22 protein-coding genes are annotated in these 23,191 nt (G+C 73.8%); 9 read left to right on the forward strand and 13 right to left on the reverse strand.

Annotation, left to right across the window (positions count from 1 at the left end; translation table 11 throughout):
• The first annotated feature begins 37 nt into the window (after positions 1-37).
• The gene (locus ACIQKA_RS20120) at positions 38-505 is read left to right on the forward strand and encodes a MarR family winged helix-turn-helix transcriptional regulator (RefSeq protein ID WP_402541786.1); all 468 of its coding nucleotides are present in this window, start codon (positions 38-40) and stop codon (positions 503-505) included.
• 290 nt (positions 506-795) lie between these two features.
• Positions 796-3,771 carry a carbohydrate binding domain-containing protein gene (locus ACIQKA_RS20125; RefSeq protein ID WP_402541788.1) on the forward strand — a complete coding sequence of 992 codons (2,976 nt, stop codon included), beginning with the start codon at positions 796-798 and terminating at the stop codon, positions 3,769-3,771.
• 67 nt (positions 3,772-3,838) lie between these two features.
• Here ACIQKA_RS20125 and ACIQKA_RS20130 read toward each other — a convergent pair whose 3' ends face one another.
• Together ACIQKA_RS20130 and ACIQKA_RS20135 are read right to left on the reverse strand one after the other, a co-directional pair.
• Positions 3,839-4,405, reverse strand: coding sequence for a TetR/AcrR family transcriptional regulator (locus tag ACIQKA_RS20130; RefSeq protein WP_383436002.1), 567 nt, complete (start codon positions 4,403-4,405; stop codon positions 3,839-3,841).
• Positions 4,402-4,764 carry a DUF1304 domain-containing protein gene (locus tag ACIQKA_RS20135; RefSeq protein ID WP_383436005.1) on the reverse strand — a complete coding sequence of 121 codons (363 nt, stop codon included), beginning with the start codon at positions 4,762-4,764 and terminating at the stop codon, positions 4,402-4,404. Before ACIQKA_RS20135 ends, ACIQKA_RS20130 begins: the two co-directional genes overlap by 4 nt.
• 227 nt (positions 4,765-4,991) lie before the next feature.
• Here ACIQKA_RS20135 and ACIQKA_RS20140 point away from each other — a divergent pair, with 227 nt between their 5' ends.
• The 3 genes from ACIQKA_RS20140 to ACIQKA_RS20150 all read left to right on the forward strand — a co-directional run bounded on the left by ACIQKA_RS20140 (position 4,992) and on the right by ACIQKA_RS20150 (position 9,725).
• Positions 4,992-6,848 (forward strand): S8 family peptidase, encoded by a 1,857-nt coding sequence (locus ACIQKA_RS20140; RefSeq protein ID WP_402541789.1) that lies wholly within the window; start codon positions 4,992-4,994, stop codon positions 6,846-6,848.
• 228 nt (positions 6,849-7,076) lie between these two features.
• Complete coding sequence (locus tag ACIQKA_RS20145; RefSeq protein ID WP_383155694.1) at positions 7,077-8,006, forward strand: diiron oxygenase; 930 nt, start codon at positions 7,077-7,079, stop codon at positions 8,004-8,006.
• Positions 8,007-8,066: 60 nt separating this feature from the next.
• On the forward strand, positions 8,067-9,725 hold the full coding sequence (locus tag ACIQKA_RS20150) for an FAD-dependent oxidoreductase (RefSeq protein ID WP_383443776.1): 1,659 nt from the start codon (positions 8,067-8,069) through the stop codon (positions 9,723-9,725).
• 135 nt (positions 9,726-9,860) lie between these two features.
• Here the strand turns inward: ACIQKA_RS20150 and ACIQKA_RS20155 are convergent, their stop codons facing one another.
• Complete coding sequence (locus tag ACIQKA_RS20155; RefSeq protein WP_402541792.1) at positions 9,861-10,439, reverse strand: Type-2Aa cytolytic delta-endotoxin; 579 nt, start codon at positions 10,437-10,439, stop codon at positions 9,861-9,863.
• Between the two features lie 109 nt (positions 10,440-10,548).
• A complete protein-coding gene (locus ACIQKA_RS20160) occupies positions 10,549-11,391 on the reverse strand; it encodes a LysR family transcriptional regulator substrate-binding protein (RefSeq protein WP_402541793.1) in 843 nt (280 codons plus the stop codon).
• A 63-nt stretch (positions 11,392-11,454) separates the two neighbouring features.
• Here ACIQKA_RS20160 and ACIQKA_RS20165 point away from each other — a divergent pair, with 63 nt between their 5' ends.
• From ACIQKA_RS20165 to ACIQKA_RS20180, 4 genes are all read left to right on the forward strand, one after another.
• Positions 11,455-11,853 carry a DUF5997 family protein gene (locus ACIQKA_RS20165; RefSeq protein WP_383155687.1) on the forward strand — a complete coding sequence of 133 codons (399 nt, stop codon included), beginning with the start codon at positions 11,455-11,457 and terminating at the stop codon, positions 11,851-11,853.
• 113 nt (positions 11,854-11,966) lie between these two features.
• Positions 11,967-12,926, forward strand: coding sequence for a universal stress protein (locus ACIQKA_RS20170; protein WP_391095027.1), 960 nt, complete (start codon positions 11,967-11,969; stop codon positions 12,924-12,926).
• Between the two features lie 24 nt (positions 12,927-12,950).
• Positions 12,951-13,457, forward strand: a complete 507-nt coding sequence (locus ACIQKA_RS20175; RefSeq protein ID WP_391095028.1) for an NUDIX domain-containing protein — start codon at positions 12,951-12,953, stop codon at positions 13,455-13,457.
• A 100-nt stretch (positions 13,458-13,557) separates the two neighbouring features.
• Entirely contained in the window at positions 13,558-14,352 is a 795-nt protein-coding gene (locus ACIQKA_RS20180; protein ID WP_383155681.1) for a VOC family protein, read from the forward strand.
• Positions 14,353-14,371: 19 nt separating this feature from the next.
• Here ACIQKA_RS20180 and ACIQKA_RS20185 read toward each other — a convergent pair whose 3' ends face one another.
• The 9 genes from ACIQKA_RS20185 to ACIQKA_RS20225 form a co-directional block, all read right to left on the reverse strand.
• Positions 14,372-14,566, reverse strand: a complete 195-nt coding sequence (locus ACIQKA_RS20185) for a hypothetical protein (protein ID WP_030212092.1) — start codon at positions 14,564-14,566, stop codon at positions 14,372-14,374.
• Positions 14,567-14,699: 133 nt separating this feature from the next.
• Entirely contained in the window at positions 14,700-15,365 is a 666-nt protein-coding gene (locus ACIQKA_RS20190) for an ABC transporter ATP-binding protein (protein ID WP_383155678.1), read from the reverse strand.
• Positions 15,358-16,353 carry an ABC transporter ATP-binding protein gene (locus tag ACIQKA_RS20195; protein ID WP_386368320.1) on the reverse strand — a complete coding sequence of 332 codons (996 nt, stop codon included), beginning with the start codon at positions 16,351-16,353 and terminating at the stop codon, positions 15,358-15,360. The genes ACIQKA_RS20190 and ACIQKA_RS20195 overlap by 8 nt, the downstream gene beginning before the upstream one ends.
• A 56-nt stretch (positions 16,354-16,409) precedes the next feature.
• On the reverse strand, positions 16,410-17,246 hold the full coding sequence (locus ACIQKA_RS20200) for an ABC transporter permease (RefSeq protein WP_383155676.1): 837 nt from the start codon (positions 17,244-17,246) through the stop codon (positions 16,410-16,412).
• On the reverse strand, positions 17,239-18,231 hold the full coding sequence (locus ACIQKA_RS20205) for an ABC transporter permease (protein WP_402541798.1): 993 nt from the start codon (positions 18,229-18,231) through the stop codon (positions 17,239-17,241). The genes ACIQKA_RS20200 and ACIQKA_RS20205 overlap by 8 nt, the downstream gene beginning before the upstream one ends.
• Positions 18,228-19,844 carry an ABC transporter substrate-binding protein gene (locus tag ACIQKA_RS20210; RefSeq protein WP_383436032.1) on the reverse strand — a complete coding sequence of 539 codons (1,617 nt, stop codon included), beginning with the start codon at positions 19,842-19,844 and terminating at the stop codon, positions 18,228-18,230. Before ACIQKA_RS20210 ends, ACIQKA_RS20205 begins: the two co-directional genes overlap by 4 nt.
• Before the next feature lie 88 nt (positions 19,845-19,932).
• Positions 19,933-21,018 (reverse strand): acyl-CoA dehydrogenase family protein, encoded by a 1,086-nt coding sequence (locus ACIQKA_RS20215; RefSeq protein WP_383443788.1) that lies wholly within the window; start codon positions 21,016-21,018, stop codon positions 19,933-19,935.
• On the reverse strand, positions 21,015-22,217 hold the full coding sequence (locus ACIQKA_RS20220) for an acyl-CoA dehydrogenase family protein (RefSeq protein WP_402541800.1): 1,203 nt from the start codon (positions 22,215-22,217) through the stop codon (positions 21,015-21,017). The genes ACIQKA_RS20215 and ACIQKA_RS20220 overlap by 4 nt, the downstream gene beginning before the upstream one ends.
• The gene (locus tag ACIQKA_RS20225; RefSeq protein WP_402541802.1) at positions 22,214-23,182 is read right to left on the reverse strand and encodes an NADPH:quinone oxidoreductase family protein; all 969 of its coding nucleotides are present in this window, start codon (positions 23,180-23,182) and stop codon (positions 22,214-22,216) included. The genes ACIQKA_RS20220 and ACIQKA_RS20225 overlap by 4 nt, the downstream gene beginning before the upstream one ends.
• Positions 23,183-23,191 lie beyond the last annotated feature (9 nt).

Raw genomic sequence — 23,191 nt, forward strand, 5'->3', positions numbered from 1 at the left:
TGATGCACATAGGATCGCCGCAGGAGAGAATGCCCCCATGGACAAGCCCGTAAACAAGCCCACCGACCTGGTCGAGTTCGAGACCATGCTGCTCGGCCGGCACGCGCACCTGTACGCGCCCCGCTCCCGCGCGGGCGGCGACCGGCTCGACCGCAGCGCGTACGTCCTGCTGAGCCGCATCCGCATGCACGGTCCGATGTCCATCGGGCAGCTCGGCGAGGCCTTCGGCCTCGATGCGTCCACCCTCAACCGGCAGACCGCCGCGATGCTGCGCGCCGGCGTCGTGGAGCGCATCCCCGACCCCGACGGCGGCATCGCCCGCAAGTTCCGCATCACGGAGGAGGGCGAACGGCGCCTGGAGGCCGACCGCGCCTCGAACGTCGCGGGCCTGGAACGCGTGATGGAGCACTGGTCCCCCGAGGACGTCTCCCGCTTCGCCGCCTTCCTGGAACGCTTCAACCGCGACATCGAACGCCTGGAGGGCCGGCCCTGGCCGCGCCCCTGAAGAGGGTCCGGCCACTGTCGGCCGCCCCTTCCGTCGAGTAGGCGCAGGAGGGCGGAAAGTCCCGTCGGGGCCCTCGACGGTCGCGGGCATCGCGGCCGTCGAGGGCCCCGCAGGCATGCCCGCCGAGGCAGAACCCGCCGCGTCGAAACCCTTTACGCACGGGACGACCGGCGGTAACTTCCGGCCAGCGCAAGATGTTTCTGCAACTTTCCGACTGCGTTTCCATCAGGCTTCGCCCCCCTTCCCGGGCAGAGGTCTGCCCGGACGCGCGGCCCCGTCTGGAGATTCAGATGACACGCACCCGCACCCGGCCACCGGCGCGCGCCGTCGCCGCCCTGGCCGTCGCCGCCGGCCTCCTCGGCCTCGTCGCCGCACCCCCCGACGCCCCCTCCCCGCACACCGCCCCCGTCGCCGCCGCCGTCGAGGGCACGACGACGGTCTACTACTGGACGAAGACGAAGAACTGGGCCCGGTACAACCTCCACTACGCGCCCGACGGCGGCTCCTGGACCACCGTCCCCGGCACCGCCATGGAGGCCGCCTGCACCGGCTGGGTGAAGAAGACCGTCACCCTGGGAACGGCCGCCGGCCTCCGGGCCGCCTTCAACGACGGCAACGGCACCTGGGACAACAACGGCGGCAAGGACTACGCCCTGGGCACGGGCGCCGTCACCGTCAGGGACGGGGCCGTCGCCCACTCCGACCCCTGCGCCGACACCCCGCCCGCCGAGTCCCGCAAGGCCACCGTCTACTACTCCACCGCCTCCCTCGGCTGGTCCACCGCCAACGTCCACTACCAGCCGACGGGCGGCGCCTGGACCGCCGCCCCCGGCGTCGGCATGCAGGCCGCCTGCGCCGGCTGGTGGAAGCGGGAGATCGACCTCGGGACGGCCACCGGCCTCAAGGCCGCCTTCAACAACGGCAACGGCACCTGGGACAACAACGGCGGCTCCGACTACGCCCTCGGCGCGGGCGTCTCCACCGTCCTGAACCGGGCGGTGACGGCGAACGCCGCCGACCCCTGCGCCGCCACCCCGCCCGACACCCGGGCCCCCACCGCCCCCGCCGGCCTCACCGCGACGGCCGACGGCACCTCCGTCCTGCTCGCCTGGAACCCGTCCACCGACGACCGGGGCGTCACCGGGTACCAGGTCACCCGCACCGGGGGCGGCGGCACGGTCGTCACCGACGTCGGCTCCACGGTCCTCTCCGACACCGGTCTGGCCGAACGGACCGCGTACACCTACACGGTGCGGGCCGTGGACGCCGCCGGGAACGTCTCCGCCGCCTCCTCCCCCGCCACCGCGACCACGGGCGACAGGCCCACCGCCCCGGCGAACGGCAAGCCGCTGGGCACCGACCCGCGCAAGGACCCGATCTACTTCGTCCTCACCGCCCGCTTCAACGACGGCGACCCGTCGAACAACCGGGGCGGGAGCCAGCACGTCAAGTCGGGCAACGCGGCCAACGACGACCCCATGTTCCGGGGCGACTTCAAGGGCCTGATCCAGAAGCTCGACTACGTCAAGGGCCTCGGCTTCTCGGCGATCTGGGTCACCCCGGTCGTCCTCAACCGCTCGGACTACGACTACCACGGCTACCACGGCTGGGACTTCTACCAGGTCGACCCGCGCCTGGAGTCGGCCGGCGCCTCCTACCAGGACCTGATCGACGCCGCCCACGCCAAGGGCATGAAGATCTACCAGGACGTCGTCTACAACCACTCCTCCCGCTGGGGCGCCAAGGGCCTGTTCACGCCCACCGTGTACGGAGTGCGGGACGGCCAGTGGAGCTGGTACTACGACGAGAGGCAGCCCGGCTTCGAGTACGACGGCCTGACGGTCGACCCGAAGAGCGGCAAGTCGTACTACAACGGCGACCTGTGGTCGACGGCCGAGCCGACCGGCAACACCTGTGTGAACTGGGGGAAGCCGACCGGCGGGAAGAGCGCCGAGGGCTACACGGTCTACAACTGCCAGTGGCCGAGCCCCACGTCCGGCATGTTCCCGAAGGCGCTCTACCACCAGTGTTGGATCGGCAACTGGGAGGGCGAGGACTCCCGTTCCTGCTGGCTCCACGAGGACCTGGCGGACTTGAACACCGAGAACCCGGCCGTGCAGAACTACCTGATCGGCGCGTACGACAAGTACATCGACATGGGCGTCGACGGCTTCCGCGTCGACACCGCCGTGCACATCCCGCGCACCACCTGGAACCGCCGCTTCCTGCCCGCGATCCAGGAACGGGTGGCCCGGCGCCACGGCGCGGAGGCCGCGAAGAACTTCTTCGTCTTCGGCGAGGTCGCCGCCTTCGTCAACGACAAGTGGAACCGCGGCTCGGTGAACCACTCGGCGCAGTTCTACACCTGGAAGGAGCGGAAGGAGTACGACCTCGACGACGGCAGGGCCGCCCTGGAGATGTACGAGTACGAACAGCAGCAGGGCACGGGGAACCAGCCCACGTCCACCAACGCCTTCCTGAACGGCAACAGCTACCACGCGCCCGACCACAGCCGCTCCTCCGGCATGAACGTCATCGACATGCGCATGCACATGAACTTCGGCGACGCGCAGAACGCCTTCTCCAACGGCAAGGACTCCGACGACAGCTACAACGACGCCACCTACAACGTCGTCTACGTCGACAGCCACGACTACGGCCCCAACAAGTCGAGCGAGCGGTACGCGGGCGGCACCGACGCCTGGGCCGAGAACATGTCCCTGATGTGGACCTTCCGCGGCATCCCGACGCTGTACTACGGCTCCGAGATCGAGTTCCAGAAGGGGAAGAAGATCGACTGCGGGCCGTCCTGCCCGCTCGCCGGCACCGGCCGCGCCTACTTCGGCGCGCACCTCGCCGGCTCCGTCACCGCCTCCGACTTCTCCACGGTCGCGTCGGCGTCCGGCACCGTCGCCACCACCCTCCAGCAGCCCCTGGTCCGGCACGTGCAGCGGCTCAACCAGATCCGCCGCGCGGTCCCCGCGCTCCAGACGGGCCAGTACTCGACGGAGGGCGTCTCGGGCGGCATGGCGTTCAAGCGCCGCTACACCGACGCGGGCACGGACAGCTTCGCGCTCGTCACGGTCTCGGGCGGCGCCACCTACACCGGCGTCCCCAACGGCACGTACACCGACGCCGTCACCGGCGACGTCCGGACCGTCACGAACGGGACCCTCACGGTCGCGGCACCCGGCAAGGGCAACCTGCGGGTGTACGTCCTGAACGGCCCCGGCCGGATCGGCACCGCCGGACCGTACCTCAAGTAGCGGCACCCGGACCGCCGGCCGGGGCCCGTACGGGGTTCCGGCCGGCGGTCCCGGTCTGCGGTCACGGCTACGGCAACGGCGTCCGGTGCAGGGCGATCAGGAGGCGCCAGACCCGGTGGGCGATCTCCCCGGGAGCGCCCTCCACGAGGCCGTGCAGCCAGTCGGCGAGCACCCCGGCGAAGGCCGCGGCCACGGCCGACGCGACGAGGCCGGGCTCCGGGGCGCCGACCAGGGTCCGTTCGGCGAGGCTGCGGGCGCGCAGGTCCTCGTGGAGGACGCGGCCGAGCGGCCCGCCGCCGCCCGGGCGCAGCAGCTCCCGGTAGAGCCCGGCGTGCGGGGCGAGTCCGGCGAAGAAGTCGAGCAGCGCGGGCGGCGGGGCCTCCGGATCGGGCGCGCCGCGCCAGGCGTGCAGGGCGTCGACCGCGTCGCGGACCACGTCGGCGCAGGCGTCGACGGCCAGCGCCTCCAGGTCCGCGTAGTGGAGGTAGAAGGTGGCGCGGCCGATCCCCGCCCGGCGCACCAGCGCGGCGACGGTGACCTCGGTCAGCGGGCGTTCCGCGCAGGCGTCGAGGAGGGAGCGGCGGAGCCGGGCCCGGGTCCGGGCGGCCCGGGGGTCCTCGGCGGCCGGGGTCATCCGGCGGCCAGGACGGCGCCGAGGGCCAGCGCGCCCGGCAGTGCCTGGGCGACCAGGATGCGGCGGTTCGCGGTGAGGCCGCCGTACAGGCCGGCGACGAGGACGCAGGAGAGGAAGAAGACCTGGACCCGGTGGCCCGTGGGGTCCCCGGCGATCAGGCCCCAGACGAGGCCGGCGGCCAGGAAGCCGTTGTAGAGGCCCTGGTTCGCGGCGAGCGGGGCGGTCGCGCGGGCCAACTCGGCGTCGAAGCCGGACAGTCCGCGTCCCGGTCCCTTCTCCCACAGGAACATCTCCAGAACCAGGATGTACACGTGCAGGGCGGCCACCAGGCCCACCAGCACGTTCGCCGTCGTCTCCATCGCCGTCTCCCACCGCTCACACTTGCTGGACAGGTGTCCAGCATACATGGACAGGTGTCCGGGAAATTTCGTCGTCTTGACGCTGTTCGATCAAAAGTGCGTAACGCGAACGGGCTTCTCGGACAGAACACTTCCTTCCGGGGGGCGATTCTGGGATCTTGCGTCCACCCCACACATCACAGGGCCCGGCGGGCGTCCCAGACGCCACCGGGCCATCGGAGGACGCAATGTTTTCCCTCATATCCGGCCGGACGGCCGGCCGGTCGAGAACCTCGGCCATATCCGTCGCGGCCCTCGGCACGATCATGGCGCTCGCCACCCCCGCCGGACTCGCCCACGCAGCAACGTCGGACACCGCGCCCGTCGCGGCCCGTTCGACGGGGGCGAGCACGGCCACCACCCCGAGCACGGCCACCGCGAAGGCGGCCCCCGCCGCCGCCCCGGCCGCCTGGGCCGCGGGCACGCGCGCGTACCTGGTGATCACGGCCCCCGGCGGCACCGCCGCCGTGAGCGGCTCCGTGGCGACCAAGGGCGGCTCGGTCTTCGCCACCTACGACGCGATCGGCGTGATCGTGGCGCACTCGACGTCCGCGTCGTTCGCCTCCTCGATGCGCACGGTCTCCGGCGTCCAGCAGGTCGGCGCGACCCGGACGTCCGACGTCCCGGCCGACGCCTACAACCCGGCGCTCCCGGCCAACCCGTCGCAGTCGGCGACGACGCTCACCGAGTCCAACCGCTGGGACATGACGCAGATCAAGGCCGACCAGGCCTGGGCCGTCACCACCGGTTCGGCGTCGGTGAAGGTCGGCGTCCTGGACACCGGCGTGGACGACCAGCACCAGGACATCGCGCCCAACTTCAATGCCGCCGACTCGGCCTCCTGCGCCTACGGCAAGGCGGACGCCCGCGCGGGCGCCTGGCGCGACGTCGACACCCACGGCACGCACGTGGCCGGCACGATCGCCGCCGCCAAGAACGGCAAGGGCGTCATCGGCGTCGCGCCGGGCGTGAAGGTCTCCTCGGTCCGCATCGCGGAGCCGGGCAGCACGCTGTTCTTCGCGGAGAACACGATCTGCGGCTTCGTCTGGGCCGGCGACCACGGCTTCAAGGTCACCAACAACAGCTACTACACGGATCCGTGGCAGTTCAACTGCCCGGACGACCTGGACCAGGCCGCCATCATCGAGGGCGTCCGCCGGGCGCAGGAGTACGCCGAGGGCAAGGGCTCGCTCCAGGTCGCCGCCGCGGGCAACTCCAACTACGACCTGGCGAACAAGACGACCGACACGGCGAGCCCCAACGACTCGACCCCGGTCACCCGCACCATCACCAACGCCTGCATCGACATCCCGACCGAGCTGCCGGGCGTCGTGACCGTCGCCGCGCAGGGCAACGGCGGCGCCAAGGCCTCGTACTCGAACTTCGGCAACGGCGTGATCGACATCGCGGCCCCGGGCGGCGACGGCTCCTCGGGCGTCTACTCGACGCTCCCGGGCGGCAAGTACGGCAACATGAACGGCACCTCGATGGCCTCCCCGCACGTGGCCGGCGTCGCGGCGCTGATCGCGAGCGCGAACCCGTCCTTCACCCCGGCGCAGATCCGGGACCAGCTGGGCGTCCAGGCGACCGACAGGGCCTGCCCGTCGGACACCCGCTGCAAGGGCACCGCGACCAAGAACGGCTTCTTCGGCGAGGGCTCGGTCGACGCCCTGAAGGCCGTCGGCGGCTCGACCCCGCCGCCCGGGAAGTACTTCGAGAACCTGACGGACGTGACGGTCCCCGACAACACCACGGTCGAGAGCCCCCTCACCGTCAGCGGCGTGACGGGCAACGCGCCGGCCGCCCTCAAGGTGGGCGTGGACATCAAGCACACCTACATCGGTGACCTGAAGGTCGACCTGGTGGCCCCGGACGGCAGCGTCTACACGCTGCACAACCGGACCGGCGGCAGCGCGGACGACATCGTCCAGACCTACACCGTCAACGCCTCGTCCGAGGTGGCGAACGGGGTCTGGAAGCTGCGCGTGAACGACAACGCGAGCCAGGACTCGGGCAGGATCGACGCCTGGAACCTGACCTTCTGACACCGCGCGACCCCCTGACGGGGCCGGAGCAGCCGCCCAGGCGCTCCGGCCCCGTTCGCGTGCGCCCGGAAAGGGGCTCGCGCGCGTGCGCGGGGAGAGGTTTCGGAAACAAGTCCTTACCGAGGGGTAGGCCTACCCGGGCCCCTTGCTATACGTTCCGTCCAACAAGCTTGCTAGACGGGGTGTCTAACAAGCCTCCGAGTCGATCGCGACCCAAGGAGCCGCACCATGGCAAGCAGCACCGTTCGTCCGGACAGCCACGACGGAGCCGAGGACGGGAACGTCTCGGAAGCGGACGTGGCCGAACGCCTGCTCCGGTCCGCGGCCAAGCTCTCGTACGACCCCGCCACCGAGGTGGACTGGGACACCCCCCTCGACAAGGACTTCCACGGCCAGAGCCCCGAGTGGAACAGCCTCTACGGCACGGCCTACTGGAACGAGATGACCGAGGAGCAGCGCAAGGAGCTGACCCGGCAGGAGGCCGCCTCGGTCGCCAGCACCGGCATCTGGTTCGAGATGATCCTCCAGCAGATGGTGCTGCGGGACATGTACGCGAAGGACCCCACCGACCCCCGGTTCCAGTGGGCGCTGACCGAGATCGCGGACGAGTGCCGCCACTCGATCATGTTCGGCCGCGGCTCCGCGAAGCTCGGCGCCCCCGCCTACCGCCCGCGCCGCGCGGTGCTCGAACTGGGCCGCGCCTTCAAGACGGTGGGCTTCGGCGAGGCCGCGTACGCCGCGATCCTCGTCGCCGAGGAGGTCCTCGACGTCATGCAGCGCGACTGGATGCGCGACGAGCGGGTCGCCCCCTTCGTGCGCACCATCAGCAACATCCACGTGGTCGAGGAGTCCCGGCACATGAAGTTCGCCCGGGACGAGACGCGCCGCCGCCTCGCGCGGGCGAGCACGGCCCGCCGCCACTTCCACGCCCTGGTCGTCGCCATCGCCTCGTACTACATCGTCACCAGCATGGTCAGCCCCGACGTGTACGCGCAGGCCGGACTCGACCCGGAGCGGGCGCGCCGCGAGGCCGCGGCCAACGAGCACTACAAGTCCCAGCTCCGCTCCAGCTGCGCCGGGCTCATGGAGTTCCTCGCCTCGGCCCGGCTGCTCACCCGGCCCGCGCTCCTCATCTACAGGCGCGCCAGCCTGATCTGAGCCCGCGTCCGCTCCCGCCCCGTCCGTCCCCCTGCCCCGCACCCGAACCGAGTCGACGAGATGACCTACGCGATCACCCAGACCTGCTGCAACGACGCGACCTGCGTCGCCGTCTGCCCGGTCAACTGCATCCATCCGACGCCCGGGGAACCGGACTTCGGCACCACGGAGATGCTGTACATCGACCCCAAGGCCTGCATCGACTGCGGCGCCTGCGCCGACGCCTGCCCGGTCGACGCCATCTTCCCGGCCGACCGCCTCACCGGCCGGCTGCGGGAGTACGAGGCGATCAACGCGGAGTACTACGCGGAGCGCACGCCCGGCCCGGCCGTGGCCTCGCCCAACTTCCACACCTGGGGCGAGCCCGCCTTCCCGCGCTCGCTCCCGTCCGACTTCGCCCCGCTGCGGATCGCGGTCGTCGGCACGGGACCGGCCGGCATGTACGCCGCCGAGGACCTGCTCCTGCACACCAACGCCGAGGTGACCCTGATCGACCGGCTGCCGGTGGCCGGCGGTCTGGTCCGCTACGGCGTGGCGCCCGACCACCCGGCGACCAGGGGCGCCGGGGAGACCTTCGCCCGCTTCCACTCCCACCCCCGCGTCCGGATGCGGCTCGGCGTGGAGATCGGCCGGGACGTCACCGCCGAGGAGCTGGCCGCCCACCACGACGCGGTGGTCTACGCGGTGGGCGCGCCCTCCGACCGGCGGCTCGGCATCCCCGGCGAGGACCTGCCGGGCAGCGTCTCCGCGGCCTCCGTCGTCTCCTGGTACAACGCGCACCCGGAGACCGGCGCGGACGCCGTCCCGCTCTCCGCCGAGCGGGTCGTGGTGGTCGGCAACGGCAACGTGGCGCTCGACGTGGCCCGCGTCCTCGTCATGGACCCGGCCGACCTCGCCGGCACCGACATCGCCGACCACGCCCTCGCCGCCCTGAACGGCGCCCGGGTCCGCGAGGTGGTGCTGCTCGGCCGCCGGGGGCCCGGGGACGCCGCGTACACGGCCTCCGAACTGCTCGCCCTCAAGCACCTCCCGGGCGTGGACCTGGTCGTCGACGACCGGGACCCGCGCACCGGCGCCGCGATCGACGCGGCGGCGGCCGGGGAGAAGGCGGCGCTGCTCCGGGGCGTGGCCCGGGAGGCGGTGGACTGGACGCGGTCGCCCGCGCCGGACCGGCGCCGGATCGTCCTGCGCTTCCACTCCGCGCCGGTCGAGGCGCTCGGCACCGACGCGGTGCGTGCGGTCCGGGTGACCGGGGACGGCGCGGAGCCCGTTGCGGAGATCGGGGCGGGACTGCTGGTCAGGGCCGTCGGCTACCGGGGCGTGCCGCTGCCGGGGCTGCCGTTCGACGAGGCCACCGGCACGGTGCCGCACGAGGCGGGCCGGGTCGGCGGCGTGGCCGGCGCCTACGTCGTCGGCTGGATCAAGCGCGGGCCGTCCGGCGGCATCGGGGCCAACCGGGCGTGCGCGGAGGAGACCGTCGGGACGCTGCTGGCGGACGCGGTCGCGGGGACGCTGCCGAAGCCGACGGGCACGTCGGCGGAGTTCCGCAGGCTGGCCAGGAGCCGCAGCGAGGGCCTCGTCGACGCGCGCGGCCTCGCGGCCATCGACCGGACCGAGCGGGCGCGGGGGCGGGACGCGGGCCGTCCCAGGGTCAAGCTGGCGACGGTGCCGGAGCTGGTCGCGGCGGCGCGGGGCGGCCGCTGGCGCCGGCCGGTCTGAGCGGCGGCCGGTCTGAGCGGCGGGCGGTCCGGGCTCCGGGCGGTCCCTACCGCGGGGCGTCTTCCCGGGCGGTACGGGGGTCCGGCCCGGGACGGCGGGCCGGCGGTGCGGTGCGGTGCGTGACCGGGCGGGCCGTCAGGCCACGAGGTCCAGGGTCTGGCGGATCACGATCGCGTTCAGCCGCACCGCGAAGGGCACGACGTCCGTCAGGTCGAGCGCGACGGCCTCCGCCTTCGGCAGCTCGACGGTCACGTCCACGCAGAAGGCCAGGGCGTACATGTGCTCCCCGGTCTCCTCGTCCTGGAGGGCGAAGAACAGGTCCCGGTAGAAGCGGGTGCGCTCCCCGGACTCCTCGTAGAAGGAGAGTCCGGGCTGCCCCTCCTGGGCGGCGAGCCCCGTGAAGGCGGCGACGAGCTCCCGCTCGACGGTGGCCCAGAAGCCGGCGTCCGCGCACTCGGGCGGGAGCGCCTGCCGGACGGCCTCCTTGAGGGAGAGGACCATGACGAGGACGGGGGCGTGCTCCTGGAGCCCCCAGCCCCTGATCATCCGCACCACGGTGCTGTCCGGGACGGCGGCGGCCGCCTCCCGTATCGCCTCGAAGTCGAAGTTGACGGTCGCCGGGGCGATCGCCTCCTGGAACAACCGGTCGATGGACCGGGCCTGGTCGAGGTGGTCAGGGCCCACCTCGACGACGGTCCTGAAACTGGCGGCCAAAGCTCCTCCTGTGTGATCAGTGCGATCCCTGTGATCGGGAGGGGCCAGTATGGCGAGGGCCCGTACGGCGGGCGGGGCGTGTCCGGCGGGCGGACACCCGGGCCGGGGCTCAGGACCTGCGGCGGGGCTTCCCGCTCCGGCCGCCGCGCGCGGAGCCCCCGGTGCCGCCCTTGCGGGCCGAGGGCCGCCCGGAGGTGGAGGTCCGGGAACCGGCCGCCGGCTTCCCGGACTTGGCGGGCTTCCCGGACGTGGCGGGCTTCTGCTCCTTCCGGCCCTTGCGCTCCTCCGCGCGGCGGCCCCGGGTGCTGTTCACCGTCCGGCCGCGCACGATGCCGATGAACTCCTCCACCAGGTCGGGCGCCTCGTCGGCGGCCGGCCAGGACAGGGCGACGCGCGACTGCGGGACGCCGTCGAGCGTCCGGTAGGTGAGGTCCTTGCGGTGGTGCAGCCGGGCGAGGGACTGCGGGACGGCGAGCACGCCGACCCCGGCCGCGACGAGCTCGATCGCGTCGGCGGTGGTCGCGGGGCGCTCGAACGCCGGGCGGCCCGGCGGGCGCTCCCAGCCGAGGGTGTCGTCGAGGGGGTGCAGGACGAGCTCCTCGGCGAGGTCGTCCGCCGAGACCTCCTCGACCGCCGCGAACAGGTGGTCCTTGGGGACGACGACGACCGTCGTCTCGGTGTAGAGCGGGATCGCGCTGAGGTCGTCCCCGTCGACGGGGAGCCGCACGAGGCCGGCGTCCGCCGCGCCCTCCCGGAGCACGCCGAACGCCTCGGCCGGGGTCACGGCGTGGAGGGTCAGCGGCACGTCGGGCAGGCGCTCCTTCCAGATCCCCACCCACTTCGAGGGGGTCACGCCCGGCACGTACGCGAGCCGGAACGAAGGGGTCTCCGGGGAGGAGCCGGAGGAAGGGTCCGGGGTGGGGTCCGAGGAGGAAGCGTCCGTGCCTGTCACTCCGCCAGGTTACCGGTAGCCGCCGTGGTCGGAGTCCGTCCACATGCTCGATACCCTGGTCGCATGACGTCGCACCAGAACACCCAGACGATGAAGCCCGCGACCGCGGCGAAGAAGCTGGGTGTGTACCTCGAGGCCACCCCCGCGGAGTTCCAGGAGGGTGTCGTCTCGCGCACCGAGCTGAACGAGCTCCAGGCGAACCCGCCCGCCTGGCTCCAGGAACTCCGGAAGAACGGTCCGCACCCCCGCCCGGTGGTCGCGTCGAAGCTGGGCGTCTCCATCGCCGGTCTCGCGCGCGGCGGCATCACCGAGCCCCTCACCACGGAGCAGATCGACGCGCTCAAGCAGGAGTCGCCCGAGTGGCTGCGGAAGGAGCGGGCCACGCAGGCAGAGGTCCGCAAGGAGACCGCCCGCATCAAGGAGCGCGACGAGGAGCGGGCGCGCCGCGCGCAGGAGGCCTGACCCCCCGCTCGGGAAGCGCGGTCCCCTCCCCCGCGTCCGCCGTCCTCCTCCGGCCCGGTCACGACCGGGCCGGACCGGTGTGGCGCGGGGGCCGGTGAGGGAGTCATCCCCTCATGAGTGATCACCCCCTCGCGAGGGACGCGAGCACCGCACACCGGCCGCCGGTCGTCGTCGGCGTGGACGGGTCCGAGCACGGGCTCCGGGCCCTGGAGTGGGCCCTGGGCACCGCGGAGGGCTCCGGCTCCCCGCTGGTCGTGGTCCACGTCCGCCCCGAGGAGCTCCAGCTCGGCACGGCCCGCATCGAGTCCCTGGGCGGAGCGCCGGAGCTTCCCGACACGGTGCTGAACGGCGTGGCGGCCGGAATGGAGCGGCGCGGGCCCCGCGTCCCCGTGCGGTACGAGTCCCTCGACGGGTCCGTGACCGACGCCCTGGCGGCGGTGGCCCGGGGCGCCCGCCTCCTGGTGACCGGCTCCCGGGGCCGCGGCGGTTTCGCGAGCGCGCTGCTCGGCTCGACGAGCCGCACCCTGGCCGCGAGCGCCCCCTGTCCGCTCGTCGTCGTCCCGCACGAGGCCCGGACGGCCGTCCCGGAGGGCGGGCCGGGGGCGGGGCGGGTGCTTCTGGGGCTGCATCCCGAGGAGTCCCCGGACCAGGTGCCGGCCTTCGCGTTCGAGGAGGCGCACCACCGGGGCGTGCCGCTGGAGGCCGTGACCGCGTTCCGGCTGCCCCCGCCGCAGGGCGCCCTGCTCGCCGCGCCGTCCCCGGCGCTCCAGGTGCCGCCCCCGCTGCCCCTCGCGGACGACGCCGAGGAGCTCGTACGGGGGGCGGAGCGGGAGCAGGAGGAGCGGCTGCGGCCCTTCGTCGCGCGGTGGCCGGACGTGGAGCTGCGCCCGGTGGTGGTGCCGGGGGACGCGGCGGGGCGGCTCGTGGAGGGCTCGCGGGACGCGGGTCTGCTGGTCGTGGGGCGGCACCACCGGCACCGCCTCGGCTCGCTGCTCGTCGGTTCCGTCGCCCACGCGGTGCTGCACGGGGCCCACTGCCCGGTGGCGGTGGTGCCCCCGGCGCCCGCGGACTGAGGCGGGACTGGTAGAAGGGGTGCCATGACCGCCTCCGACCGGGCGTCCGCGGCTTCGGCCCGGCGCAACGTCCAGCCGCCGACCGCCCACGCCTCCCTCGGGGCGGGGGTCGTCGTGACCGACGCCTCCGGCCGGGTCCTGCTCGGGCTCCACCGCTCCGGGGTGTGGGAGCTGCCGGGCGGCAAGGTCGAGCCGGGCGAGTCCGTGGAGGCCGCGGCGGTCCGCGAGCTGGCCGAGGAGACGGCGCTCGTCGCGGACGCGGCCGACGTGGAGGTCCTGGGGCTGATCCTGGACTCGGTCACCTCCGACCGCGTGACCCGGATGACCGTGGCCACGGCGGTGGGCGCCTTCCGCGGGACGCCGGCCGCGACCGAGCCCGACAAGGTCGGGCACTGGGAGTGGACGGCCCCGGACCGGCTTCCGGAGGCGCTGTTCCTGCCCTCGGCGCAGGTGCTGCGGATGTGGCGCCCGGACCTGCCGATCCCCGGCGGTCCGTTCCACCGGTACGCGATGGGGCGGCTGCCCGGCTGACGTCCGGTCCGGCGGCGCTCCGCGTCGCCGCGCGGGGTGCGGCGGCCCTGACTAGCGTGGCTCACAGGAAGACCCCGTCGACCGGAGGAGAGTCACCGTCATGGCCGCACGACCTGAAGGCACGCCGGTCTGGACCGACGCGATGTTCACCGACGCCGAGGCCGCCAAGACGTTCTACGAGGACGTGCTCGGCTGGACCTTCGCCGAGGCGTCCACGGAGTTCGGCGACTACACGGAGGCGTACAGGAACGGGAAGGCGGTCGCGGCAGTCGTCCCGCCGATGCCGGGGCAGGACACCCCGCCGCAGTCGGCCTGGTGTCTCTACTTCTCCTCGCCGGACGCCGCCGCCGCCGCGGAGCGGATCCGGACCGCGGGCGGCACCGTCCTGATGGAGCCGATGCGGATCGGGGACTCCGGGACGATGTGCCTCGCGCGGGACCCGGCGGGCGTCGTGTTCGGCGTCTGGCAGCCGGGGAAGCACCGGGGCTTCGAGCTGGAGGGCGAGACCGGCTCGTACGCCTGGGCGGAGGTGTTCACCCGGGAGCCGGAGAAGTCCGACGCCTTCTTCACCTCCGTCTTCGGCTACGGCTCGAAGACGATGAAGGACCAGGAGGTCGACTACCGGGTCTTCGACCTGGGGGGCGACCCGGTCCTCGGGCGGATGACGATGACCGACGACTTCCCGCCGGAGGTCCCCTCGTACATCCAGATCTACTTCGCCGTCGACAACTGCGACAAGGCCGTGGAGGCGGCGGAGCGGCTCTCCGGGCGGAAGGTCTTCGGGCCGATGGACAGCCCGTTCGGCCGGTTCGCGGCGATCCTGGACCCGCAGGGGGCCGCCTTCGCCGTGATCGACATGAGGACCACGGTGGGCGAGATGCCCGAGATGGAATGACCCGCCCCGCGCCCGGGGGTCACGGCTTGAGGCTGGAGACCACGTCGGCGGTGGCGGCGACGCCCTCGTGGATGGTGGGCGCCATGCTGGTGCCCGCGAGGAAGAAGCCGAGCAGGGCGCAGACGATCGCGTGCGAGAGCTTGAGACCGCCGTTCCGCAGGAAGATCACGGCCAGGATCAGCAGGAGCAGCACCACGGAAATGGAAACGGCCATCGCGTTCACGTCCCTCCGACACCGCACCGGAATTGCGGCTTTCGGCGGACAGTGTGGCGGAATGAGCGCTCCGTCCGGGCGTATGGCGGGGCGGCCATCCGGGTGAGATCCGGGCCGGGGGCCTCCGGGGCGGTCACCTCCCGGCCGGCAGGCAGTCCTTCCACTCCACCGTGCGGTCGCACCAGCGGTTCAGGAGGACGCGGTCGTGGCCGACGGCGAGGAGGCCCGCGCCGGTCTCCGCGCGGTAGGCCTCGACGGCGGCGACCAGGGCCGCCGTGGTGGAGGCGTCGAGCATGGCGGTCATCTCGTCGCAGATCAGCCAGCGGGGGCGCAGGGTCAGGGCGCGGGCGAGGCAGGCGCGCTGGAGCTGTCCGTCGCTGACCTCGTGGGGGCGGCGGACGAGCAGGTCGGGGGTGAGGCCGACGGCCGGGGCCAGCTCGGCCAGGCGCGCGGCGGCCTCGGCGCGGCGGCCGGTGGCGCGCAGCGGTTCGACGACGAGGTCGGCGAGGGTGAGCCGGGGGTCGGCGGCGGTGCGGGGCTGCTGGAAGACGACGCCGACGGCGGTGCGCAGCTCGCGCGGGGCGCGGTGGCGCCAGGCCCGTACCTCGGTGCCGTCCAGGACGAGCCGGCCCGCCTCGGGGCGGTGGAGGAGCGCGGCGACCCGGGCGAGGGTGGACTTGCCGCAGCCGCTGGGGCCGAGGAGGCCGACGGACTCGCCGGGGGCGACGGAGAGGGAGGCGCCCCGGAAGACGGGGGCGCGGCGGTCGTAGCCGGCGGTGACGGCGTCGAGTTCAAGCACGGGGGTGCTCCGGGTGGTGGCAGGCCACCCCGGCCGTGGGCTCGGGACGGGTGGCGCAGAGGTCGGTGGCGCGCGGGCAGCGCGGGGCGAAGGCACAGCCGCCGGGCAGGTCGGTGAGTTCCGGGGGCATGCCGGGGATGGGGGCGAAGGCCCGGTCGGGCAGGGCGTCGAGCAGGCCCCGGGCGTAGGGGTGGCGGGGGCCGACGGGGCCGAAGAAGCGGTGGGCGGGGGCGATCTCGACGATCCGGCCCGCGTACATGACGGCGACGCGGTCCGCGACGCGTTCGGCGGCGGCGAGGTCGTGGGTGATGAGGAGGAGGGCGCGGCCGTCGTCGGCGTGGCGGCGCAGTTCGTCGGCGGTGCGGTCGACGAGGTCGCGGTCGAGGCCGGTGGTGGGTTCGTCGGCGAGCAGCAGCCGGGCGTCGCCGATGAGGGCGAGGGCGGTGGCGGCCCGCTGGGCGAGGCCGCCGGAGAGCTCGTGCGGGTAGCGGTCGAGGTGGTCGGCGGGGAAGGCGGTCCGCTCCGCGGCGGCCTCGGCGGCCGCGCGCCGGGCGCGGCGGGAGGCGCCGGTGAGGGCGCGGACGGTCTCCTCCAGCTGGGACCGCACGGTGCGGACGGGGGTGAGGTGGGCGGCGGGGCTCTGCGGTACGAGGCCGGCGCGGCGGCCCCGTACGGTGCGGGCGAGGGTCTTCTCGTCGGCGGCGAGCAGGTCGGTGCCGTCCCGGCCGTCGGGGCTCGCGAGCAGGGCCGTGCCGGAGGTCTCGGCGTTGCCCGGGAGGAGGCCGAGGAGGGCGGAGGCGAGGACGGACTTGCCGCAGCCGCTCTCGCCGACCAGGGCGAGGCACTCCCCCGCCGCGAGGTCGAAGTCGGCGTCGCTGACGGCGTCGACGGTGCGGCCGCCACGCAGCCGGAAGCGGACGGTGAGGCCGCGGACGCTGAGGACGGCGTCCTCGGCCCGCTCGGCGGTGACGGCGTCGAGCGCGCGCAGGAGCGCGCGCTCCGGGGCGTCGGGGGTGTTCGGGGCTTTCGGGGCGCGGGGCGCGTTCACAGCATCAGCTCCGATCGGCGGCGCGGGTTGAGCCGGTCGCGCCACACGCCCGCGAGTCCGGCGATGGCGAGGGTCGGCACGATGAGGAGGAGGCCGGGGAAGAGGGTGGGCCACCAGTACCCGGCGAGGAGCGAGGAGCGCGCGTTCTGCACCAGGTTGCCCAGGCTGGCCTGGTGGCTGGGGAGGCCGAGGCCGAGGAAGGAGAGCGCGGACTCGTGCCACATGGCGTGCGGGACCATCAGGACGGCGGCGAGCCCGGCCTGCGGCAGGACGGCGGGCAGCAGGTGCCGGACGGCGACGCGCCACCGGCCGGCGCCGCCGGAGACGGCGGCGTCCACGAAGGGCCGGGTGCGCAGCGAGAGGACCTCGGAGCGCACGATCCGGGCGGTGGAGAGCCAGTGGGTGACGGCGACGGAGACGATGACGGGCCAGACGCCGGGCCGGAAGAGGGCGACGACGAAGATGCCGAGGAGCAGGTGCGGCACGGAGGAGAAGGCGTCGACGAGCCGCATGAGGGTGCGGTCGGTCCAGCCGCCGAGCGCGCCGGCGGCGGCTCCGACGGCGGTGCCGATGACGGTGGCGACGAGTGCGGCGACGAGTCCGACGAGGAGCGAGACCCGCAGGCCGTAGACGCAGCGCAGGAGGAGGTCGCGGCCGAGGTCGTCGGTGCCGAAGGGGTGGTCCCAGGACGGCGGCAGGAGCTTGCGGGAGAGGTCGACGGCCTGCTCGTCGAGCTGGACGAGCGGCGGCACGAGCAGGACGGCGAGGAGGACGACCGCGACGGTGACGGCGGAGGTCCACAGGCGCGTGCGGTGGGTGCGCGGGTCAGCCATCGAAGCCCACCCTCGGGTCGGCCAGGCCGTACAGCAGGTCGGAGAGGAGGTTGCCGAGGAGGACGGCGGCGGTGGCGAGGACGGTGAGCGCGGCGAGCAGCGGGAAGTCCACGGAGGTGGCGGCCGTGACGGTGGCGGCGGCGATGCCGGGCCAGCTGAAGACGGTCTCCACGAGCAGGGCGCCGGTGATCAGCTCGGGGACGCGGGAGCCGACGAGGGTGAGCATGGGGAGCATTCCGGAGCGGAGGGCGTGGCCGGTGAGGACGGTCCGCTCGCCGAGGCCGCGGGCGCGGGCGCCGCGCACGGGGTCCTCGTCGAGGGCGTCGCCGACGCCCTGGCGGACGTACAGGAAGAACCACGGGAGCTGGGAGATCCCGAGGACGAGGGCGGGCAGCACGAGGTGGCGGGCGACCTGGTCGAAGGTGACGGTGTCGCTCGCGGTGTCGGTGAGGCCGCCGGCGGGCAGGAGGCCCAGCTTCAGGGCGAAGAACCAGATGGCGAGGAGGCCGAGCCAGAAGGCGGGGGCGGCTTCCAGGGTGTACGCGGCGGAGCTGACGGCCCGGTCGAGGAGGCCGCCGCGGCGGCGTCCGGCGAGGACGCCGAGGAGGGTGCCGAGCGCGATGGCCACGGCGAAGGCGGTGGCGGCGAGCAGGACGGACCAGCCGACGCGTTCGGTGATGACCTCGGCGACGGGCCGGCGCATGACGGCGGAGTCGCCGAGGTCGCCGGTGAGGGCGGCGGTGAGCCAGTCCCACCAGCGGGTGAGGAGGGGCCGGTCGACGCCGAGGTTGGCGCGGAGCTGGTCGAGGTTCTCCTGCGAGGAGGTGAGTCCGGCGGTGCCGGCGTAGGCCTTGACGGGATCGAAGGGGGAGGCCTCGGCGACGGCGAAGACCGCGAGGGTGACGCCGAGGAGGACGGGGACGGCGGCCAGGGCGCGCCGTCCCGTCATCCGCGCCATGGCCCCCCAGGGGAGGCGGCGCTTCACTTCTGCGCCGCTCCGGCGTTCTTGGGCTTCCAGGTCTCGACGTTCCACCAGGGGCCGGCGGCGAGGCCGTGGTCGTGCGGCTCGGTCTGGGTGCTCGGGCCGTCCCAGGAGTCGTTCACGACGTAGAGGTGGTCGATGTGGGTGAGGAAGGTGTAGCCGGGGTTCTTCACCAGTTCGCGCTGGACGGTGTCGTAGGCGGCGTGCCGCTTGGCGGGGTCGTCGGTGCGGCGGCCGTCCTCCAGGGCCTTGTCGACGGTCTTGTTGTCGTACCAGGCCATGTTGTTGAAGCCGTCGCCGCCGAGGGAGGACTTCAGGAGGAGGTACTGGTCGAAGTCGGGGTCGCCGGGCGAGCCGCCGCCGGCGAGGACCGCGTCGGTCTTCATCCGGGGCTCGATGACCTCCCAGGTGCCGGCCTGGGTGGTGATGTCGATGCCGGCCTTCTTGGCGTCGGAGGCGTAGGCGAGGGCGTGGTCCTGGCGGAGCTTGTCGCCGGAGAGGTACCAGAGCGGGAAGGCGGCGCGGACGCCGTCCTTGACGCGGACGCCGTCGGGGCCGGGCTTCCAGCCGGCCTCGTCGAGGATCTTCTGCGCCCCGGCGAGGTCGTGGCGGCGCTCGGTGCCCTTGGTGAACCAGGGGCTGTCGGTGGGGACGGGCCCGTAGGCGGGCTTCCCGGCGCCTTCGAGGATCTTGTCGACCATGGCCTGCCGGTCGACGGCGAGGTCGAGGGCGCGGCGGACGGCGGTGTCGCCGGTCACCTCGTGGTGGGTGGGGAGGGTGACCGTGCGGTAGTCGTAGGTCTTCGCCGTCCAGGTCTTCCTGCCCTTGTCGGCCTCGAAGCCGGCGGCGAGGTTGGGCGGCAGGATGGCGCCGTCGAGGTCGCCGGCGCGCAGCCGGGTGGCGCGGACGTCGTCGTCCTTGATGATCGCCATGGTGAACTTCTTCACCTGCGGCGCGCCGTTCCAGTAGGTGGGGTTGGCCTTGAAGCTGAGCTTCTCGCCCTTGGACCAGCCGGTGAGGACGTACGGTCCGGTGCCGATCGGCCTGGTGGTGAAGGGGCCGGTGTTGACGTCCTGCCGCGCGGCGACGTGCTCGGGGGCGATGGCGTGGACGGTGCGCTCGGCGAAGGGCGCGTAGGGGTACTTGAGCCGGAAGACGACGGTGTCGTCGCCGACCGCCTCGACGCTCTTCAGGGCGTCGAGTTCGGTGCGGGAGGGGTTGTTCGTCTTCGGGTCGAGGATGGTGCGGTACGTGAAGACGACGTCCTTGGCGGTGAAGCGGGCGCCGTCGCTGAAGGTCACGCCGTCGCGGAGGTTGTAGGTGTAGGTGAGGCCGCCGTCGCCGACGTGGGGCAGTTCGCGGGCGAGGGCGGGCTTCAGCTTCATGTCGGCGTCGAAGGCGAGGAGGCCGTCGAATATCTTCGAGTTGCCGTCCTTGCCGTAGCCGAGGAGGGGGCTGAGGCTGTCGGGCTCGTAGGCGATGCCGACGACCGCGGAATCCTTGGGCCCGCCGGTGCCGCCGGTGGCGGGGCCGGGGTTCGTGCAGGCCGCGGCGGTGAGGGCGAGGGAGCCCGCCAGCACCGTGGCCGCCGCGTTGCGGATGGATCGGGCGGTCATCGTGTCCGTACCCCTTTTGAAGATCAACTGTTTTTGCCAACAGCATGCAATTAAACAGTATGTATAAGGGGCACGGACAGACAGCCCCTTACACGGGCGCCGGGAGGTCCACCAGGGCGGCGATCACGTCCTGGTGGCGGCCCGCCGGACCCAGCGCGACCTGGTCGGCCTTGGCCCGCTTGAGGGCCAGGTGCGCGGGGTGCTCCCAGGTCATCCCGATCCCGCCGTGCAGCTGGACGCACTCCTCGGCGGCGCGGACCGCGACCTTGGAGCAGTACGCCTGGGCGACGGCCACGGTGAGCGGGGCGTCCGGGGCGTCCTTGGCGAGGGCGTCGGCGGCGGCGCGGGCGGCCGCCCTGGCCCCGACGACGTCCAGCCACAGCTGGGCCATGCGGTGCTTCAGGGCCTGGAAGGAGCCGACGGGCCGGTTGAACTGGTGGCGCTCGCGGGTGTACCGGACGGTGTCCTCCAGGCACCGTTCCGCGAGGCCGAGCTGTTCGGAGGCGAGCAGTCCGGCGCCCGCGCGCAGTCCGCGCCGGACGGCCGCGCGGGCCGCGTCCGGTCCGGCGAGCCGGGTGCCGGTGCCAGGTTCCGTGGTGACCCGGGCGAGCGGGCGGGTGAGGTCGAGCGGGGTCCGCGGCTCGATCGTCGCCCCGCCCGCCGGTACGGCGTACAGGCCGTCGGCGCGCGGGACGAGGAGGACGTCGGCGGCGGCGGCGTCGGCGACGGCCGCCGCGGAGGGCGCGGTCGGCGGGTCCGCGTCCGGCGCCGTCGACAGGGGGACGGCGAGGACCGCGACCGTGCCGCCGCCCGCGACGGCGGCGAGGAGTTCGGCGGCCGGGGCGCTCTGCGCCGCGAGGGCGAGCAGGGTCTCGGTGGCCACCACCGCGCTCGTGAGGTAGGGCAGCGGGGTGACCGCGCGGCCCAGTTCCTCCAGGACGACGGCGGCCTCGCGGTGGCTCGCGCCCTGGCCGCCGAACTCCTCGGGGACGAGCAGTCCGGCGGCGCCGATGCCGGTCGCGAGGGACGTCCAGAGGCCGGGGACGTACGGGGTGTCCGTCTCGATCCGGTCGAGGAGGACCGCGTGGCCGGCCCGGTCGGCGAGCAGGGCGCGGACGGCGGCCCGCAGGTCGTCCTCGGTCTCGGAGTAGAGGAGGTCGGGCTGGTCCGTCATCGGGCGAGGTCCTTCCAGGGGACGTCCTTGTCGTTGCGGGGCTCGGAGGGCAGGCCGAGGACCCGCTCGGCGACGATGTTGAGGAGCACCTCGCTGGTGCCGCCCTCGATCGAGTTGCCCTTGGAGCGCAGGTAGCGGTAGCCGGCGTCGCGGCCGGTGAAGTCGACCAGTTCGGGGCGGGTCATGGTCCAGTCCCCGTACAGCAGGCCCTCGTCGCCGAGGAGTTCGACCTCCAGGCCGCTGATGGCCTGGTTGAGCCGGGCGAAGCCGAGCTTCGTGGCGCTGCCCTCGGGGCCGGGCCGGCCCGCGACGAGCTGCTGGCGGAGGCGTTCGCCGGTGAGCCGGGCGACCTCGGCGTCGACCCAGAGGTCGAGGAGGCGCCGGTGCAGCTCGTGGGTGCGCAGCTCGGGGCGCTCGCGCCAGGTGGCGGCGGCCTTCCCGATCATGCCGCCCTCGCGGGGGACGCGGGCTCCGCCGATGGAGACCCGCTCGTTCATCAGGGTCGTCTGCGCCACCCGCCAGCCGTCCCCGGCCTCGCCGAGGCGGTGGGCGTCGGGGATGCGGACGCCGGTGAGGAAGACCTCGTTGAACTCGGCCTCGCCGGTGATCTGGCGCAGCGGCCGGACCTCCACGCCGGGGTCGGTCATGTCGCAGACGAAGTAGGTGATGCCCCGGTGCTTGGGGGCGTCCGGGTCGGTGCGGGCGACGAGGATGGCCCAGCGGGCGAGGTGGGCGCTGGAGGTCCACACCTTCTGCCCGTCGACCACCCAGTGGTCGCCGTCCCGGACGGCCCGGGTGCCGAGGGCGGCGAGGTCGGATCCCGCGCCGGGCTCGCTGAAGAGCTGGCACCACACCTCCTCGCCGACCCACAGCGGCTTCAGGAAGCGGTGCCTGACCTCGTCGGAGCCGTACGCGAGGAGGGTGGGGGCGGCCATGCCGAGGCCGATGCCGATCCGGCGCGGGTCGTTGTCGGGGGCGCCCGCGGCGGCGAGTTCGGCGTCGACGACCGCCTGGAGGGCGCGGGGCGCGTCGAGCCCGCCGAGGCCGACGGGGTGGTGGACCCAGGCGAGTCCGGCGTCGAAGCGGGCGCGCAGGAAGTCGGTGCGGTCGGTGGTGGCGGGCGGATGCGCGTCGAGGAGGGCGCGGGTACGGGCCCGGAGGCCGTCGGCGTCGATCGCGCCCGGGGCCGTGGCGGTCATGCCCGGACTCCTTCCGGGAGGACCACCAGGCGGCCGGTGGTGGTGCCGTCGGCGACGCGCCGGACGGCGTCGGCCGCGCCCGCGAAGGGGACGCGTTCCGCGACGAGCGGCTTGATCAGGCCCTTGGCGGCGTAGGCGGTGAGGGTCTCGTGGCAGCGGACGATCGAGGCGGGGTCCTTCGCCGCGTACAGGCCCCAGTGGAGGCCGAGGACCGAGTAGTTCTTGACCAGGGCGTGGTTGAGGGCGGGTTCGGGGACGGTGCCGCTCGCGAAGCCGACGACCACGATCCGGCCCTCGAAGGCGACGCACTTCGCGGACTGCCGGTAGGCGTCGCCGCCGACCGGGTCGTAGATCACGTCGGCGCCCCGGCCGCCGGTGGCGGCCTTGACGGCGGCGACGACGTCCTCGGCGCGCCGGTCGATCACCAGGTCGCAGCCGAGGGCGCGGGCGACGGCGGCCTTCTCGGGTCCGCCGACGACGCCGACGACGGTGGCGCCGGCCGCCTTGCCGAGCTGGACGGCCGCGCTGCCGACGCCGCCGGCCGCCGCGTGGACGAGGAGGGTCTCGCCCTCCTTCAGGGCGGCGCGGCGGTGCAGGCCGAACCAGCCGGTCTGGTAGCCGATGTGGAGCGCGGCGGCCTCGGCGTCGTCGAGCGACTCGGGGGCCGGGAGCAGTCCGGCGGCGTCGGCGAGGGCGTGGTCGGCGAAGCCGCCGTGCGGGAGGGCGGTGGTGGCGATGACCCGGCGCCCGTCCTCGGTCTCGGCGCAGATCTCGACGCCGGGGGTGAAGGGCAGCGGTGGGCGGACCTGGTAGTGGCCGCGGCAGAGCAGCGCGTCGGGGAAGTTGACGTTCGCGGCGCGGACCCTCAGGAGGACCTGCCCCTCGCCGGGGACGGGCGGTTCCACCTCTTCGCGGCGCATCACCGCGTCCGGTTCGCCGTTCTCGTACACACGCCATGCCTGCATCCGGGAGCC

It is taken from the genome of Streptomyces sp. NPDC092045 (assembly GCF_044756005.1).
Classification (GTDB): domain Bacteria; phylum Actinomycetota; class Actinomycetes; order Streptomycetales; family Streptomycetaceae; genus Streptomyces.

Bases quoted from the DNA above. Each gene is read 5' to 3' on its own strand.
- ACIQKA_RS20120 (WP_402541786.1), top strand. From the start codon at position 38: ATGGACAAGCCCGTAAACAAGCCCACCGACCTGGTCGAGTTCGAGACC.
- ACIQKA_RS20170 (WP_391095027.1), top strand. From the start codon at position 11,967: ATGAGTGATCACCCCCTCGCGAGGGACGCGAGCACCGCACACCGGCCG.
- ACIQKA_RS20200 (WP_383155676.1), bottom strand. From the start codon at position 17,246: ATGGCTGACCCGCGCACCCACCGCACGCGCCTGTGGACCTCCGCCGTC.
- ACIQKA_RS20225 (WP_402541802.1), bottom strand. From the start codon at position 23,182: ATGCAGGCATGGCGTGTGTACGAGAACGGCGAACCGGACGCGGTGATG.
- ACIQKA_RS20135 (WP_383436005.1), bottom strand. From the start codon at position 4,764: ATGGAGACGACGGCGAACGTGCTGGTGGGCCTGGTGGCCGCCCTGCAC.
- ACIQKA_RS20185 (WP_030212092.1), bottom strand. From the start codon at position 14,566: ATGGCCGTTTCCATTTCCGTGGTGCTGCTCCTGCTGATCCTGGCCGTG.
- ACIQKA_RS20150 (WP_383443776.1), top strand. From the start codon at position 8,067: ATGACCTACGCGATCACCCAGACCTGCTGCAACGACGCGACCTGCGTC.
- ACIQKA_RS20165 (WP_383155687.1), top strand. From the start codon at position 11,455: ATGACGTCGCACCAGAACACCCAGACGATGAAGCCCGCGACCGCGGCG.
- ACIQKA_RS20125 (WP_402541788.1), top strand. From the start codon at position 796: ATGACACGCACCCGCACCCGGCCACCGGCGCGCGCCGTCGCCGCCCTG.
- ACIQKA_RS20215 (WP_383443788.1), bottom strand. From the start codon at position 21,018: ATGACGGACCAGCCCGACCTCCTCTACTCCGAGACCGAGGACGACCTG.
- ACIQKA_RS20175 (WP_391095028.1), top strand. From the start codon at position 12,951: ATGACCGCCTCCGACCGGGCGTCCGCGGCTTCGGCCCGGCGCAACGTC.
- ACIQKA_RS20145 (WP_383155694.1), top strand. From the start codon at position 7,077: ATGGCAAGCAGCACCGTTCGTCCGGACAGCCACGACGGAGCCGAGGAC.
- ACIQKA_RS20130 (WP_383436002.1), bottom strand. From the start codon at position 4,405: ATGACCCCGGCCGCCGAGGACCCCCGGGCCGCCCGGACCCGGGCCCGG.
- ACIQKA_RS20210 (WP_383436032.1), bottom strand. From the start codon at position 19,844: ATGACCGCCCGATCCATCCGCAACGCGGCGGCCACGGTGCTGGCGGGC.
- ACIQKA_RS20180 (WP_383155681.1), top strand. From the start codon at position 13,558: ATGGCCGCACGACCTGAAGGCACGCCGGTCTGGACCGACGCGATGTTC.
- ACIQKA_RS20220 (WP_402541800.1), bottom strand. From the start codon at position 22,217: ATGACCGCCACGGCCCCGGGCGCGATCGACGCCGACGGCCTCCGGGCC.
- ACIQKA_RS20140 (WP_402541789.1), top strand. From the start codon at position 4,992: ATGTTTTCCCTCATATCCGGCCGGACGGCCGGCCGGTCGAGAACCTCG.